14 protein-coding genes and 1 riboswitch are annotated in these 15,889 nt (G+C 48.2%); of the genes, 4 read left to right on the top strand and 10 right to left on the bottom strand.

The genetic code is table 11. From position 1 onward, the window contains the following. Positions 1-10 precede the first annotated feature (10 nt). From CYJ37_RS19600 to CYJ37_RS19585, 4 genes are all read right to left on the bottom strand, one after another. A complete protein-coding gene (locus tag CYJ37_RS19600; protein WP_101551226.1) occupies positions 11-1,003 on the bottom strand; it encodes a DUF3231 family protein in 993 nt (330 codons plus the stop codon). Positions 1,004-1,484: 481 nt separating this feature from the next. Continuing rightward, positions 1,485-2,297, bottom strand: coding sequence for a YihY/virulence factor BrkB family protein (locus tag CYJ37_RS19595; RefSeq protein ID WP_022543383.1), 813 nt, complete (start codon positions 2,295-2,297; stop codon positions 1,485-1,487). Positions 2,298-2,314: 17 nt separating this feature from the next. Next, entirely contained in the window at positions 2,315-2,701 is a 387-nt protein-coding gene (locus CYJ37_RS19590; protein WP_101551224.1) for a YtxH domain-containing protein, read from the bottom strand. A gap of 25 nt (positions 2,702-2,726) precedes the next feature. Continuing rightward, the gene (locus tag CYJ37_RS19585) at positions 2,727-3,194 is read right to left on the bottom strand and encodes a low molecular weight protein-tyrosine-phosphatase (protein ID WP_101551222.1); all 468 of its coding nucleotides are present in this window, start codon (positions 3,192-3,194) and stop codon (positions 2,727-2,729) included. Between the two features lie 170 nt (positions 3,195-3,364). Here CYJ37_RS19585 and CYJ37_RS19580 point away from each other — a divergent pair, with 170 nt between their 5' ends. From CYJ37_RS19580 to CYJ37_RS19570, 3 genes are all read left to right on the top strand, one after another. Continuing rightward, complete coding sequence (locus tag CYJ37_RS19580) at positions 3,365-3,589, top strand: DUF1128 domain-containing protein (protein ID WP_094769334.1); 225 nt, start codon at positions 3,365-3,367, stop codon at positions 3,587-3,589. A 59-nt stretch (positions 3,590-3,648) separates the two neighbouring features. Next, positions 3,649-4,470: an MBL fold metallo-hydrolase gene (locus tag CYJ37_RS19575; protein ID WP_101551221.1), complete on the top strand. Its 822-nt coding sequence runs from the start codon at positions 3,649-3,651 to the stop codon at positions 4,468-4,470. Positions 4,471-4,695: 225 nt separating this feature from the next. After that, complete coding sequence (locus CYJ37_RS19570) at positions 4,696-5,418, top strand: class I SAM-dependent methyltransferase (RefSeq protein ID WP_257964254.1); 723 nt, start codon at positions 4,696-4,698, stop codon at positions 5,416-5,418. 58 nt (positions 5,419-5,476) lie between these two features. On the opposite strand, the gene map is transcribed toward CYJ37_RS19570, so the two are convergent. From map to treR, 4 genes are all read right to left on the bottom strand, one after another. Then, on the bottom strand, positions 5,477-6,226 hold the full coding sequence (gene map / locus CYJ37_RS19565) for a type I methionyl aminopeptidase (RefSeq protein ID WP_101551713.1): 750 nt from the start codon (positions 6,224-6,226) through the stop codon (positions 5,477-5,479). 366 nt (positions 6,227-6,592) lie between these two features. Then, positions 6,593-7,120 (bottom strand): type 1 glutamine amidotransferase domain-containing protein, encoded by a 528-nt coding sequence (locus CYJ37_RS19560; RefSeq protein ID WP_101551219.1) that lies wholly within the window; start codon positions 7,118-7,120, stop codon positions 6,593-6,595. Positions 7,121-7,181: 61 nt separating this feature from the next. Next, a complete protein-coding gene (locus tag CYJ37_RS19555) occupies positions 7,182-8,501 on the bottom strand; it encodes a lysine N(6)-hydroxylase/L-ornithine N(5)-oxygenase family protein (RefSeq protein WP_101551217.1) in 1,320 nt (439 codons plus the stop codon). Positions 8,502-8,610: 109 nt separating this feature from the next. After that, positions 8,611-9,336 (bottom strand): trehalose operon repressor, encoded by a 726-nt coding sequence (gene treR, locus CYJ37_RS19550; protein WP_101551215.1) that lies wholly within the window; start codon positions 9,334-9,336, stop codon positions 8,611-8,613. A gap of 116 nt (positions 9,337-9,452) precedes the next feature. After that, positions 9,453-9,535: riboswitch (cyclic di-GMP riboswitch) on the top strand. A 51-nt stretch (positions 9,536-9,586) separates the two neighbouring features. Here treR and CYJ37_RS26920 point away from each other — a divergent pair. Beyond that, positions 9,587-12,895 carry an EAL domain-containing protein gene (locus CYJ37_RS26920; protein WP_180827384.1) on the top strand — a complete coding sequence of 1,103 codons (3,309 nt, stop codon included), beginning with the start codon at positions 9,587-9,589 and terminating at the stop codon, positions 12,893-12,895. Positions 12,896-12,950: 55 nt separating this feature from the next. On the opposite strand, the gene CYJ37_RS19520 is transcribed toward CYJ37_RS26920, so the two are convergent. Next, positions 12,951-13,940, bottom strand: a complete 990-nt coding sequence (locus tag CYJ37_RS19520; protein WP_101551213.1) for a class I SAM-dependent methyltransferase — start codon at positions 13,938-13,940, stop codon at positions 12,951-12,953. Continuing rightward, positions 13,937-15,256: an FAD-dependent oxidoreductase gene (locus CYJ37_RS19515; protein WP_101551211.1), complete on the bottom strand. Its 1,320-nt coding sequence runs from the start codon at positions 15,254-15,256 to the stop codon at positions 13,937-13,939. Before CYJ37_RS19515 ends, CYJ37_RS19520 begins: the two co-directional genes overlap by 4 nt. Positions 15,257-15,889 lie beyond the last annotated feature (633 nt).

Below are 15,889 nucleotides of genomic sequence, written 5' to 3'. Positions count from 1 at the left end.
GGCGTTTTTTCTATTGCTCCAGCACTTTCCGGTCATCCGCATCAGGCGGCTGCTCGATCCAATTCTTCTCGATCATCAGCTTGCCGAAGCTTCCATACACAAGCAGATCATCCAATATCGCTTTCTCGGCAAGCACGGCGATATCCGCCCTCATACAGGCAACCGCAGCTGCGCCGTAATACGAGATCGCCGCCGCAAAGAAAAAGCCGGAATGAAACAGCATCAGCTTTTCCGAAAAAGGAGCAGTCGTCGAGTTCGTGATCTCCGACTCGAATGGCCTTGGCGAATGGAGTCCTTCTTTTAAAAGCATAGAAGCAAAGCTTGCGATATGCTTGTTTTTATTATTGATGCATTTATCCAGGAACCTTTGCACATCACTATCCCGGGAAACCTGCTTGAACGCAATAAAGCTGCTTTTCGCGATATAGCTTTTCTGCAGATTGAAAAAGATATTGCCCGCCTCGATGGTATTGATTTTCCGCTTTTTCCCGAACACATCGGTGACATATTTAAAGTCCGGGACAAACACCGGTTTTTCGGGCGTTGCGTAAAGCGGCGGTTTTTCGAGCAGATTTTTCTCGGACAGAAGGTCGATCGCTTTGTTGTAGAGATCGTGCGTATCCTGATTGCACCGGCCATAAAAATCGCGGACGTCCTTCCGGATGGACACGCTTGAAGCCAGGCCATACGCCTGCATCCCGTGCATCGTCATTGTGTGCATGTATAAGAGGCAGTAGGCGTCTGTGAACAGTGCTGGTGCATCCATATTCACATCTTCCTTCGAAAACCCCTTGGGGATTGGGAACTTCTCTTTTTTGAAAAGCTCAGTGAGCGAATCGATATGCTGAAATGACAGATCGAGCGCGTATTGAAGAAAATCGTATATCTCCTTATCTTTTATGCCCTTCAGCATATATTTCGTAATGCAGACCGCCATCGTTTCGCGGATATAATGAGTCCATATATTTGATATTTCTGATGAAGTCAGCCTTTCCTGCTGCATGTAGAACACCTCCGGGACTTAGTTTTAGCTATTTTGGGGGAGATTAACCGGGGGTTGGGGTGTGGAGGTGGGATTTTGTGCGGTGTGAGGGTGTGGATATTTGGGTTATTAGCAACTTTTGGGTTTTATTAGCAAGTTTTCTGGTTTATTAGCAAATTTTTCCTTTTATTAGCAACTTTTCATTTTTATTAGCAACTTTCCCGTTTTATTAGCAACTCCCGCTCGACCATCGCCTCGGCAGCCTCACTAATCCTCCCGCCAAACCCAAAAAAGAACGCCCCCAAAGGGCGTCCTCACTATTAATGATAACCATTCGATTTATTAGCTGATCCCGATGTCTTATGCTTCGGGCTGTCTTTGCCTTTTTGCTTGGTTTTGCCTTTTCCCATGTGCTTCCCCTCCTGATGATGGTGGTGTGTTCCCCTTTTATAGTGTGAACATCACACCCTTTTTCTAAGAAGGCAATATCAGGGGGTGTATCCTAGCAATCCCCATTCTTCCGCTTGCTGACATAGGCGTTGACCTCGCCGCCAAGGATGATGATGACACCGGTCAGGTAGAACCAGACCATCAGGACGATGATGGCGCCGATGCTTCCGTAAGCGGCGGTGTAATTGGCAAAATTGCCAACATAATAAGAAAATGCGAGTGAAGCAAGTATCCAGCCGGCGGTGGCAAAAATGGCGCCGGGCAGCGCGCTGATGCATTTCATTTTCACATTGGGGGCAATCCAGTAGAGCACAAGAAAAACAATGAACAGGATGACGATACTGACAAGCCAGCGCAGGGCGTTCCAGGCTGAGAGGAATTCGGATGACAAATCAAAAGCGGAAAAGAGGAAAACGCCGATCTGCTTCCCGAATACCGGCAGCAGAAGGGCCACGACAAATACAAATATCATGGCGAACGTCAATAAAATCGCCATGCCGCGCGCCACGATCAGCGGACGGCTTTCTTTGACCTCATAAGCCAGATTGAAGGCTTTAACAATTGCATGAATTCCATTGGATGCCGACCAGATGGTCCCGATGATCCCAACAGACAGAAGCGTTCCGCTCCGGTCTGCGATCTGGTTAAGGTTCGACTCAATCAGCGCCATCGTATCGCCTGGCGCATAATCCCTGATGAAGCCGAGGATATCCACCTGGCTGACGGGCAGATAGGTGATGAGGGTGACGAGGAAGATGAGGAGCGGAAAAAGGGAGAGCAGAAAAAAATAGGCCAGCTGGGCTGCGAGGCCAAAGATATCGTCTTCGTGGATTTTTTTCCATACATACGGAATTCCCGGCCTCATTGCAGCCCCTCCTCTGCTCATTCTTCTTCTGTACTGATAGCTGAAGTCTTCTTTAATGGCTCATCCTCGGCTAAAGGAGCTTTCTTGCTTTCTTTTGAAAAAGCGGAGCGTGTTTCCTGGACAATATCCACCACCTGGGGAGTCACTTCCCTCAACTCCTCGACTTTTTCCGTGATAAACGCAACATCTTCCGTTACCTGTTCAATGGTCGTGCGGATCGAGCTGGCCGTCTGTTTGACCGACTCGGCTGCTTTTGAAGGATTTTTTATGTAATAGGCTGCATTTCCCGCTGTTTTGCGGCTTGTCTCCAGTACGGCCCGGCGTGTTTCTTTATCAAATAATGACAATGCACCGCCTGCAATCGCACCAAGCAGCATTCCCTGCAGTAATTTCGTTTTCCCCATGCTTATCCCTCTTTCCATTTTTACTTTATAAATGATGAATTATGCTTATTTCTTTCAGGAGCCTTTCGCAGCTTTCCTTCAGGAGGCTGTAAACTTCCTCGAAGTTGCCGGTATAATACGGGTCCGGCACGTCTTTATCCCTGCGGTCGCTGTAGTCGAGGAGCCTGACTACCTTGGCATCAGGATTGCCTTTTTTAAGGCTTAGAATATCTGCCTGGTTTTGGCTGTCCATCGCCACGATCCACTGGAATTCATCCAGGTCGGATGCTTTAATCTGCCGGGCGGCCAATCCTGCAGCATCCACCTTGTATTTCTCAAGGATTTTCCTGGTTCCTTCATGGGGCGGCTTGCCGATATGCCAGTCACCTGTCCCGGCAGAATCGACCTCAATCGCATGCTCAAGCCCTTCCTTTTTGACCTGGTCCCTGAACAGGGCTTCTGCCATCGGCGAGCGGCAGATATTGCCGAGGCACACAAACAAAACGCGAATCACAATCACATTCCCCCTTAGCTACATTTTCTTCTATTTCACTGCTTTCATGCAACTATAAGCAGGAAGGCCACTCTATAATTTGATTGACATTCCGCTCTTATCATGGAAAGATGAAGAGTAAAGAAGACAGGCAAATCCTGTTGATATCGTTATGAGAGGATGACTCCCCCATGAACCTATCGGAAAAATCTACGGAAAATGTAGAATATATGATTGAACAGATCAAGGAAAAGCTGAAGGTCCTGAACCTCGGTGCCATCAAGCCGTCCCATTTTGACGAGGAAATGTACACAGAACTCAAGGAAATCTACGATCTTGTCATGAAAAAAGATTCTTTCAGCCCCAACGAAATGCAGGCGCTCGTAGAAGAGCTCGGCAACTTGAGAAAAATGTAAGAAAAGCAGCAGGCCTATAGGGTCTGCTTTTGTTTTATTACCATCAAAGGAGGATTCCCATGCTCATCCATAAAGACCAAAACACAGCGATTTTTCAGAGCAGCCTGTTTAAGACCAATTCTGCCGTCATTCAAACAGAGGATCTGGTTCTCGTCATCGACCCATGCTGGCTTCCTCGTGAGATTGAAGAAATCCGCTCCTATGCATACCGCGCAGCCGGGAGCCTGCCGATTTTTGTCCTGTACACCCATTCCGACTATGATCATATTATCGGCCACGGTGCTTTCCCTGATGCAAGCATCATCGGCAGCAAAGCACTCAATGAAAAAGACGGCCAGGAGAAGGCAAAAATCCTGGATCAGATCCTCTCATTTGATGATTCCTATTATATCGACCGGGACTATGCACCTTCCTATCCGGGAGCTGACATCGTCATTTCACAGGACGGGCAGGCACTGGCTGTCGGCGGGACAGAGCTTAAATTTTTCCTGACGCCCGGCCATACTGACTGCGGGATTGCCTGCATCATCCCGTCCCTGGACCTGCTGATCGCAGGAGACTATCTCTGTGATACAGAATTCCCTTATGTTTATTTTTCCAGCACCGATTATCTGCTCACTTTGGAAAAATTCGCGGACAGCCTCGCAGACCACAGCTTCCGGCTCATGATGACCGGGCACGGACTGCCGGCCTACAGCAATGAGGAGATTTCATCCCGCATCCACTCCTCTGCCGGTTATCTTGCAAAACTGAAGGAATATGTGGCTGAAGGGAATGCAGCCGAAAGCTATGTACTGTTTGAGGAATATAAGTATCCCCGCATCATGAAAGACTTCCATGACGGCAATATTGAACTGATGAAAAAAGAATTCGGAAACTGATTGCCCGGCATATGCCGGGCTTTTTCTGTGGATAAGACATTTTCCAATAAAAATGACCCTGTGGATAAGTGTGATTTTTCAGAAAGATATACACTTTTGTGGATAGTTTGACTGTTTTATGGGGATAAGCCTCATAATAGTAACCTTCCATTCACTTTTCCATATTTATATACTACACTGCGCGCGCGTTCCAATATGGATCATTAAGAATGGAAAGGATGCACAATGACAGACACTCAAACACCATATCATTGCCCTTTTTGCAATCAAAGCTTTGACTCATTTTTCCCGTGGCCGGATTTTTACGACTTTCCCAGCCATATCTATGAAATGTGGAACAAAGAAACCGCCATCTGCCCTCATTGCCACTCCCTTGACCGTGAGCGGCTCTACAGGCTTTACATCGAAAGGGAAACAAATCTGCTGGAAAAAAAGCAGAAGCTGCTGCATATCGCCCCTGAAACGAATTTACGGCGATGGATCAGCAAAGTTTCAACAGTTGACTATCTGGCGGGGGATCTGATGCCCGCGGATGCAGAAACCATACAGATGGACATTCGGGCCATTCCTTATCCTGAGGGCAGCTTCGATGTGATTCTGTGCAGCCATGTGCTGGAGCATATACTTGAAGATCAAGCTGCCATGGACGAGATTTACCGGGTGCTGAAGCCCGGCGGCTGGAGCATTCTGCAGGTACCCATCAGCCTGAATCTGAAGAAAAGCCTTGAGAATCCCTTGATCACCTCTCCCGCTGATAAGCTGAGGTATTTTGGCCAGTGTGACCATGTCAGACTCTACAGCAAGGAAGATTTTACGGGCAGACTAGAAGCTGCAGGCTTTATAGTGGAACAGTATGATTTTGCTGAGCATCACGGCCTTGGGGAAGCAAGGAAGTATGGATTGTCGGCAGGCGATACCCTGTATATCGGAAGGAAAAAGGCCCTGTGAGCATTCACGGGGCCTCGCTTTTCAGAAAAAAAGACAGATCCGAAGACCTGCCTTTCTCCTATTCCTGATCTGTCAAAATCAATGTGCCTTCCTTCGTAACGGCAATCGTATGCTCATACTGTGCAGAGAATTTGCCGTCTGCCGTCCTCGCTGTCCAGCCATTATTGTCCATCTTCGTGTCATACACGCCGACATTGACCATCGGCTCGATGGTGAAGACCATGCCTTCCTTGATGCGCGGCCCTTTGCCGGCAAGGCCGAAATGCGGCACATCCGGCTTTTCATGGATCACATTGCCGATTCCATGGCCGATGAAGTTGCGGACAACAGAGAAGCCCTCACCCTCGACATACGTCTGGATGGCGTGGCCGATATCCCCGATCCGCTTGCCTGGCACAGCCTGCTCGATCCCTTTATAGAGGGCTTCCTTTGTGACCTCCAGCAGTTTGCGGTGCTTCTCGGAAAGATTGCCGACCGCATACGTCCAGGCAGAATCCGCGAGCGCGCCGTTATATCTCACAACCATATCAATCGTGACAATATCGCCGTCCTTCAATTCTTCCCTGCGCGGAAAACCGTGGCAGATTTCGTCATTGATGCTGGCGCAGGTCGCATATTTATAGCCTTTATAGCCTTTCTGCTCCGGAGTTGCACCATGCTCCTTGAGGAATCCCTCCACAAACTCATCGATTTCCCAAGTGGTCACACCCGGCTTGATTCTTTTCGCAATTTCTTTATGGCACGAGGCGAGAATTTCGCCCGCTTTTTTCATCGCTTCAATCTCACGCGCTGATTTCAATACAATCATCATTTTACCTGCCTTCCCCGCTCATTTATGTAAAACTGTATATGGTTCAGATAGCAAAAAAGTCCCTTTCTCTATCTTATCGCGACAAAGGAAGAATTTCAAAGGAATGGCGCCTGATGCCTTTTACCACTATATGTCTGGAGGGAGAGGTGTGCCACAAAACAGAAGTTGGCCATTCTCCATGGATTTAGGATGATTCACCCTGAAACTTGATTTTTTCACCCCGGATTGCGGTTTTTTCACCCCACTTTAAGCGGGATTCACCCCAAAAACACCGATAATTTTTCCTTCTTACAAAAATACCCAAAACCACGCACCACAAAAAAAGAGCGGGCCACGCTCAACCAAGCGCCCCCGCTCCTGCTCTTATTTATTTGAAAGTACATTCAATGACTCTTTAATGAACGCCGGGATATCATCCGGGTTACGGCTTGTGACCAGCTGGTTCTGGCATACGACAACTTCCTGATCCGTGAAGTTGACGCCGGCGTTTTCCATGTCTACGCGGATGGATTTGAACCCTGTCGCATCTCTTCCATCAAGCGTTTTTGCCGTGATGAGCAGCTGCGGTCCGTGGCAGATTGCCAATACAGGCTTCATGTCGTCCATGAAGGATTTTGCAAACTGGACAAAACGGTCATCTGCACGAAGCTGGTCAGGAGAAAATCCGCCCGGCAGGAATAGTGCATCAAAGTCGGAAGGATTTACATTGTCAATACTTTTATCGATCTCAACCGTTGCATTTCCCTGCTTGCCTTTGACAGATTTGCCTGCTTCCTTCTCGATTGTTGTAATCTCATGTCCCGCTTCCTTGAAAGCTTTCGCAGGATCAGTATACTCTACGTCTTCAAACATTTCGGTAATTAAGCATGCAATTTTAGTCAATTGTGTCATCTCCTTTAAATTTGATCACATTAATGAGATTTCCCTCCCTGGGCAGTGATAAAACCTTGTTTTACAGTACAACTTCTTCTTCCCTTGGGACAAAGCGGTGAAAGACGTTTTTCTTGTTGCTTTTATAGATCTCTTTTTCAGCAAGCGTATTGATGATCCGCCTGTTGCGGTCGACTGACAAGCCGAGATGGGTGGCAGCGGCCCCGTGGGAATGCTCAATATTTGTCAGAGTAAAGATCCTGTTTGTGCGCTTCTTTTTAAAAAGGATTTCATATGAGAGAGACACTTTGAATTCGCGCTCTGCCTCCCAGATAATATCGTCTCTATAGCGGCTGAGCAGCCAGTCAGGCAGATGCGGCCGGTATCCTGTCGCCAGGACCACCTTGTCCGAATCCAGCTTGAAACCTGTTTCCGACTGCTTTTGCTGGAGCTGCAGCTCGAAACCGGATGATGTGCGCTCCATCCCTTGAAGCTCGGCATGCGGCTGGATCCTCGCCTTGCTCGACTCACCGCCGATTGTCTGGTGATAAAGCTCTTTGTAGATAAGGTCCAGCAGCCCTGGCTCAATGCCATTGCGGAGGCCGTTCAATGTATCCAGTGACTGAATCCGTTCCTCGTATGGCAGGCTGTGAAAATAATTCACATATTCCGGCGAAAAAAACTCCTGGCCGAGCTTTGTGCTTTCCAGCTGCAGGAATCCGGCAGAGCGGGCCAGCCAGTTGAGCTGAAAATCATGCGTCTTCTGGCATTGCAGAAGATCATAAAAGATTTCCGCGGCACTCTGCCCTGAACCGATCACACTGATGGATCCGCCCTCAACAAGCTTGTCCTTGTAATGCAGATAGCGGCTGGAGTGGATGCAATCTTCCCCGAGGAAACCCTTCATATGGTCCGGGACCAATGGTTCATTCCCTGTACCCAGAATCAGATGATAGGCAAAATAGGTCTCTTCCTGCCCATTTTCCATATTCAGCACTGTCACCTCAAAAAAGCGCTCTCCATCCTCCTCCCTGTCCCGCACATCGGCCACTTCCATGCCGAATCTGCAATTGTCCAGGTTTGAAGCTGCCCATTGGCAGTAATGATTATATTCCTTCCTCGGAATCTCCAGCCGGTGAAAATAGGAAAACTGGGTCAGCCGGTCATGCTCATGCAGATAATTTAAATATGTGTATGGGCTTGTCGGATCAGCCAGGGTGACCAGATCATCCAGAAACGGCACCTGCATCTCCGAGCCTTCGATCAGCATGCCGGGATGCCAGGAGAATTCCGGTGTTTTGTCAAAAAAGAGCCCCGTCAGTCCAGGGACCTTCTTTAGCATCACCGCCAGGCTTAAATTATAGGGACCAATGCCGATGCCAATCAGATTATATATATTCATGCTATTACCCCTTCTCAAGGATTTTTCACAACAAAAAAAACTAACAGACTTTAATCTGTTAGTTTTTACCCATTTTCTTATTTTTTCAAGCCCGATCCAGCACATCCTGTCAGCCTGAAGGCATGTCCATCCGCCTGGCAAAATCGACAAATCGGAACTTGTCCGGCCGGTGGCGTGATTCAGTATATTGGAAAAGGGATGCATCATCAAAATAGATATAATTTTTCACGACGACGACGGAATGGTATCCTTCCAGGTCCAGCATCCTCCGGTCTTCGTCTGTCGGCTCCTCGACAGTGAATTCCTTTTTCGCAAAACTGATTTTCTGGTTCAGCGTGTTCTCGATATATTCAAATATTGAATTGCGGCAAATCTCTTCTGTCAGGCCGGGAACCAATTTTTCTACCAGGAAATCTTTATCAAGGATGATCCGCTCACCCTCGATTTTCCGCACACGGCATACCTTCCATATCTTTTCCTCTTCCTTGATATGCAGCTGCCTCATCAAATCATCATCCGGGAACGCAAGTGCAAACTCCGCGACATCGGTTTCCGCCTTCTGGCCCATCTTTCCTGCCAGCTCCTTAAAGCTGACCAGGCCGGAAATCGGGAACTGCAGCTTCTTGAGATCAAGCACAATCGAGCCCTTCCCCCGTATCTTCTGGATGAACCCGTTCTGCGCCAGCAGATTCAGCGCCTTCCGAATCGTTTCCCTCGATGTCTCAAACATCTCCGTCAATTCATTTTCAGACGGCAGAATGCTTCTTGCAGGATAATATCCATCCTGTATCTTTGATGCCAGTTCTTCGTATATGAGCAGATATTTATTCTTCATTATTAATCACCTAAGGTTATTTTACCGTTATAGAAGCGGTTTGAGAATGCCTAATCATGTTATCAGTTATATATTACCAAAATAATTGCCAGGATTTCCACATTAGGGATATGTTACTATATAAGTGGCAAATTTTATGAAAGTAAAAGACGCAAAGCTGCGGGCCTAAGGCTTTTGCTATGGCAGCCGGGCTGCTTGCTATTTTTTTAGCATGACACCTTGCCAGATTAATAGAAAGGTGAAGAAATCATTGAAAAAAATAGAAAATCACAAATTGAAAACAACTATTCAAGAACCAGGTGCCCCCCTGGTTGAAAATATACATATCTATGAAAGCTTATTCCTGAACACATCAGACCTGGCTTACATACTGGATAAAGAAGGCCAAATCCTTAAAGTAAATGAGGCGGCCGTTAAGGCCACAGGATTTAGTGCAGAAGAAATTCAAAAGAGGGGATTTTTTCCCTTTGTCTGCAAGGAAGACCTCCCCAAGGCAGAGACAAGCTTCCAGGCAGTATTGCAGGGTTCTACCCAAACACATATTTTCCGGATCAACCGCAGAGACGGCGGGCTGATTCTGTTAAACAGTGTCGCCATCCCGATTATCCAGGAAAACCAAACCATCGGGATCATTGGGATCTCAAAGGATATTACAGCCGAGGAAAACTTAAAGCAAAAGCTCAGCATAAGTGAACAGATGTACAGATCTCTTTTTGACAACCATCCGGATGCCGTATATTCACTGGATCTAAACGGAGATGTGACAGCCTTTAACGAATCCCTCGTCCGTTTGTTCGATTATGATCCCGACATGCATGGAATATCTTTCAGGCAATTTGTTGCCCCGGAATCTATGAGTCTTGTGCTGCGCATGTTTAAACTGGCCGCAAAAGGAAAACCGCAAAACTACAATATGACCGGCATCAACAGATCCGGGGAAAAGTTTGATGCAAATATCACAAATATTCCTATCATTACAGATAATCAGATAACCGGCGTATTCGGGATTGCCAAGGATATCACCGAACTGGCTGATAAGGAGCGCAAGCTGCAGAAAGCGGAGGAAAGGCTCAATCTCGCCCAGAAGACGGCTGACTTCGGATATTGGGACTACTATTTCAAGGAAGACTACGCCTACTGGTCTGAGCATATGTATGAAATGTTCGGAGTATCAAAAGATGAATTCATTCCTTCTTTTGATTATTATAAAGACTTTATCCACCCGGAGGACCTTGCACCGTTTCTGAAAAATCACCATGCATCCCTGGAGGAAAAGACCCCGGCAGATTTGGAATACCGGATCATCCGGAAGGACGGCCAAGTACGCCGGCTCCATCATCAGTCCACCTTGATCCTCGATGGTGACGGCAATCCTGAACGGGCGGTCGGCATTTCGCGCGATGTGACGGAACAGCGGGAAATAGAGGACAGACTGGCTGAGAACACAGAGCAATTTAAGAGCTTTTATAATAATTCAGATGTGGGTGTATGGTCGCTCGACCCCGCTGGCAAAAAGGTTCTGATCTGTTCTGATGCGATCCTTGCTATCTATGGGTATACCAAAAAAGAACTGTATAGAGATCCCCGTATATGGAATAGATCTATTCATCCGGATGATATGCGGGAAGTGATGAACAATCAGAATAAAATATCAGAAGGAAATATTATCAAGCAGCAATACAGAATCATCACGAGGGATGGAAAGCTCAAATGGGTAAGCGACCACCTGATCCCCATCTATGATGAAAATGGCCGGCTCATTCGCCTGGATGGTATTGTGGCTGATATCACAGCCCAAAAGCAGGCCGAGGCACAAATGGAATTCCTCGCCTATCATGATTATATGACAGGCCTGCCGAACAGGCGCCTGTTCGACCAGACCCTGAATGGCCTGTTCGAGGACAAAAATCCGGAAAAATTCGCAATCATGTATCTGGATCTTGACCGATTTAAGCATATCAATGACACCCTGGGCCATCCGATTGGCGATCAGGTACTGAAAGAGGCGGCGGAGAGGATAAAGGCCTCAATTCGGAAGGATGATTTTGCTTCCAGGATGGGCGGCGATGAATTTGCCATTATCGCGCCGAACGTTGAGAGCATTGAGGATGCAAGCAGGCTGGCAGCGGAAATTACAGGCACCATCCAGAAGCCCTACGAGATTGAAGGCTACGAATTATTCATTACGGCAAGCATCGGGATCAGCCTGTATCCCAATAATGGCAGCACGCCGGAGGAACTGGCGCGCAATGCCGATGCCGCCCTGTACCATGCCAAGCAGATGGGCAAAAGCAGCCATCAGGTGTACAACGCATCCATGAATATTGAATCATTCAAAAAGTACTGCCTGGAAAGAGATATGCGGAATGCTCTGAAGGATGACCAATTTTACGTGGAATTCCAGCCAAAGATCGAGCCAAGGACCCATAAGCTGGCAGGCGCCGAAGCGCTGCTGCGCTGGAACCATCCTGACTGGGGCATCGTATCCCCGATGGAATTCATCCCTGTTGCGGAAGAGTCAGGGCTGATCGTTGAAATCGGAGACTGGGTGATCGAAAATGTGATAGCCAAGATGGAGGAATGGCAGAAAGACGGCCTCTCCCTTGTGCCAATCTCCATCAATGTGTCAGGACAGCGCTTTTACAAAAATAATCTGGCCGAAATGATCGGGGACCTTTGCCAAAAGCATGGAATTTCCCCCACGCTGCTTGAATTGGAGCTGACTGAATCCAGCCTGATCCACTATTCGGACCAGGTCCTCCAGGAGCTTGAAAAGCTTGGGCAGCTAAAAATAAAACTGTCTCTCGATGACTTTGGAACAGGCTTTTCATCGCTAACGCACCTTAGGAAATTCAAGTTCAATACGCTAAAAATAGACAAATCTTTTACCAAAAATATCATCTCCAATCTGGAGGACGCCACCATTACCTCCAGCCTGATCGACATGGCCCATGGTCTGAATATGAAGGTAGTCGCTGAGGGAGTCGAGGAATTTGAACAGCTGGATTTTCTCAAAAAGAAGGGCTGCGATGAAATCCAGGGCTTTCTCTTTTCCCGGCCTGTTTCCGGCATAGTGTTCAGGGACTTTCTAAAAGAAGGGTATATTCTGCCGGACGGCGGTAAAGGCTTGGACAAGCTGAAAAAACAAAGGAAGTATTTCCGGATCGATCTTCCCCTCCCTCTCAGTGCTGACCTGACCATCCTCAAGCTGAAAGATAAACAGGTCGAGATGGGCAAAAATGAAGTGCTGATCGAAAATATCGGACCCGGCGGCGCCAGATTGTATACCAACATCAAACTGCCGATCAGACAGGATATTCTCTTTCAGATCCAAACAAAGATTCTTGGAGAAACACTCAGCCTTGATGGGCATATTGTCTGGAAAGAAGAAAAATCGGACCTTGTCACACAATATGGGCTGGAGTTCAGCATAGATGACAAGCGCCGGGAAGAGCTCACCCAGCTTCTGAATGAAATACAGGGACCTGCCGAAAAAGGCACAAGGATTCCCGGCTCCCGGCAAGTAGAGGCAGAATGCCCGGTTGATTATTTCGGCTAGAGTGCCTTATTGCCATCTGCACAGGAAAAGACGGAGCACCTGCCCCGTCTTTTTTCTATGCCCGTCCCAGCTCAACGAAATACCATCCGCCTTCTGTGATGATCGGCTTGAAGGTCTTTATTTCCATCCCGAGCTTGCCGGCTATTTTCATCATATCTTCTTCCGTCGGGGTGGCATACAGATTTTCAAATGCCGAGAAAAAGCTGTTGAAGACGCTTGAAAATTCCTCGCCCTTCTTGGAATGAAGAATCGGGGTAATGACAGTGATCGTCCCCTTATCCGACAGCCAGCCGCTCATCCGCTCAAACAAGCCTTCCCGTTCCTCAGGCTCAATATAATGAAGGAGATTATTGATCATGATCAAATCTGCCTTTTTCTCCGGTTCATATTCCTGCATATCCGCATGGACGATGCTGATATTCGGATTGTCAGCACAATTGCCGGCTGCAGATTCTGCAACATCTTCATTGATTTCAATACCGGTCATGGTAATGTCCGGATGTTTCTGGCTGATCCGTTTAAGATACCCTCCTTCGCCGCATCCTACATCCAGAATCGATTTTATATCATTATTCTTTATTACCTTGGACATCTTTGGCAGTGCGAGCTGCTCCAAGAGGGAGGAAGTCCGTGCCACGGTCGGTCCGTGCTCGTCATTGTCAAATGTGTTCCGCTCATTTTTCCGCAGCATATCCGGATAGGTCAGCAGTGTCGGGATATGGAGCTCCATCATTTCCTTCAGGATGACACCTGTCGAACGCGGATTCTTAGGCGATGAGGGGAGGCTGAATTTTGAGGCGGTCTTGATTTTTCCATCGCGCTTCTTCTTCAGATGCTTGACCGCCAGTCCCACCTCCACCCATCTGGTGAGGAGCTCCTCCTGGTAATCATGCGCCGCCGCCACCTCGCGGACCGTCTTCGGATCCTTGAACTGGGAGAACAAATCCAGCTCAAATCCCACATAAGCATGCCAGCTGTACAGGAAAGGCTGGTTTTTCTTCATCCAGTTCCTTGCTTTTAATAGTCTTATATATTCCGAGATCATAGCACGCCTCCTGCCAATTTCGTTTTCCAAGGATAGTCATCCTTTTCTTTGTAAAAATAACTTTCCTTCTCTGCAGGCGAGAGCTTCTTCTCGCGGGCAGGCAGCATCCCGATCTGAATGGCGCGGTCCAGCAGGCTTTCCTGCCAGAATCCGAGTCCTGAAATATTCAGCATCTGTTTGAACTGCAGCTTCTTGTCCCTTTCGATCTGCTTCAGCCCCTTCTGCCTGATCCCTGTCACAAGCTGATAAGGATAGGAATAGGCAAGTGCTGATAAATGGCTGAACTTGATCATTTTTTCCGCCCGGTGCTTGCGGACTTTCTCATAGCAGCTCAGCCATTTCGGGCTGAGATTCCCCGTCTCATACATCGTCACCAGCAGCTCGCCGAGCACATCGGCATCCTGGATCGCCATATTCATGCCCTCACCGGCCATCGGATGGACCGTATGCGCCGCATCGCCAAGGATGACATGGTTGCCGTCCACATATTTGTCTGCATAAAAGGCGGTCGGAATCATCAGCTGGATATCCTTCCAGCTCTTCAGCTTCGTCACATAACCGTCAAGCTCCGGGTACAGCTCGATGTACTTCCGATGGAAATGCTCGATCCCCTTCTCCTGAAACTCCTTATAAGTCCCTTCAGGTATGAGATACACCGAACGGACCTTGTTGTCCGGAAGCGGGAACAATCCGAGGAACTTATCCTTCGCCGTAATGATCTGCCCTTCTGTCAAACTGTCCGGCCGCGGGAAAGTCACCGTCAGGAAATGATGATTATAATCAATCTTCTTCGTCTCGCTCTCAATCTTCTTTCTCGTCAGCGAGTTGCGGCCCTCTGCCCCGACATAGAAATCCGCCTTCAGCGAAAACTGCTCCTTCCGCTTCCGCACCTCCACAATCAGCCGGTCTTCGCAATACCCTTTGCCAAGCCCGCCTTTAATATATTCAAAATTAGAATAGCTCATCGCATGCTTCAGGAGGATGCCCTTTAGCGTCTCATGCTCGATCATCAGCGCATAGTCGAACTCTCCGGGAAGCACCTGGTAATCCATCGCCAGCTCTTCTTCCTCTTCATCAATCTCGGAAAAATTGATCCTCGAAAACTTATGGCCGTTATACTCAATCTCACTCAGGATTTCCAGCTGCTCAAAAATCTGCAGACTCTTCGGCTGCAGCAGCTCTCCCTTATACACCGGCGACGGACCATCAAGCTTTTCAATCACCGTCACATGCACATCCGCCTGCGCCAGCTTCAGCCCCAGCGTCAGCCCGCCGATTCCGCCGCCCAATATCGCCACCTCTGTCTTAAGAACCATCCAGTCCACCACCTTTTTCTCATCTTATAGCCTGGAATTGGGATTTTGAAACCAGGGGGTGTGCTGGGGTTTTTGGAGTGGTGCCTGGTACCGGAGCTGCGGGGATGCAGAAACGGCGCTGTTTTGTGCGGGGTGGTGCCTGGCACCGGGATGCGGTGGAGAGCTCTGACGGCGGAGTTGCTAATAAAACCTGAAAGTTGCTAATATAAATGAAAAGTTGCTAATATACTGGAAAACTTGCTAATAAAAAGAAAAAGTTGCTAATATCCGCCCGGCAGCAGCTCCCTTCCAGCCAGCCTCACGCTCAACCGAGCCACCCCCGCCGCCCCAAGTCGCAAATAAAATCGAAAACTCGCAAATAAACCCAGCAAAGTCGCAAATATATCCCAAAACTCGCAAATAAATTCCGAAACTCGCAAATATCCTCCCAAACTCGCAAATAACCGCCCGCCGAACCACCAGCCAACCACCCCCACAGCACAAAAAAAGCGCCAAATCCCCAGATTCAGCGCCCCACTCCACTCAAACCTCCACTTCCGCCGCTTCCCCCACATGCATCAGCACATCAAAATGGTGGTGCCAGGCACCTTGGCAGCGTGAAAGCAGAATTGGCGCTGTTTTGCGGGGCGGGGT

The sequence above is a fragment of the Bacillus sp. UMB0728 genome, from assembly GCF_002858875.1.
Taxonomy (GTDB): Bacteria; Bacillota; Bacilli; order Bacillales; family Cytobacillaceae; genus Bacillus_AB; species Bacillus_AB infantis.
Note: the sequence above shows the minus strand (reverse complement) of the source record. Positions and strands in the feature narration are given on the sequence as shown.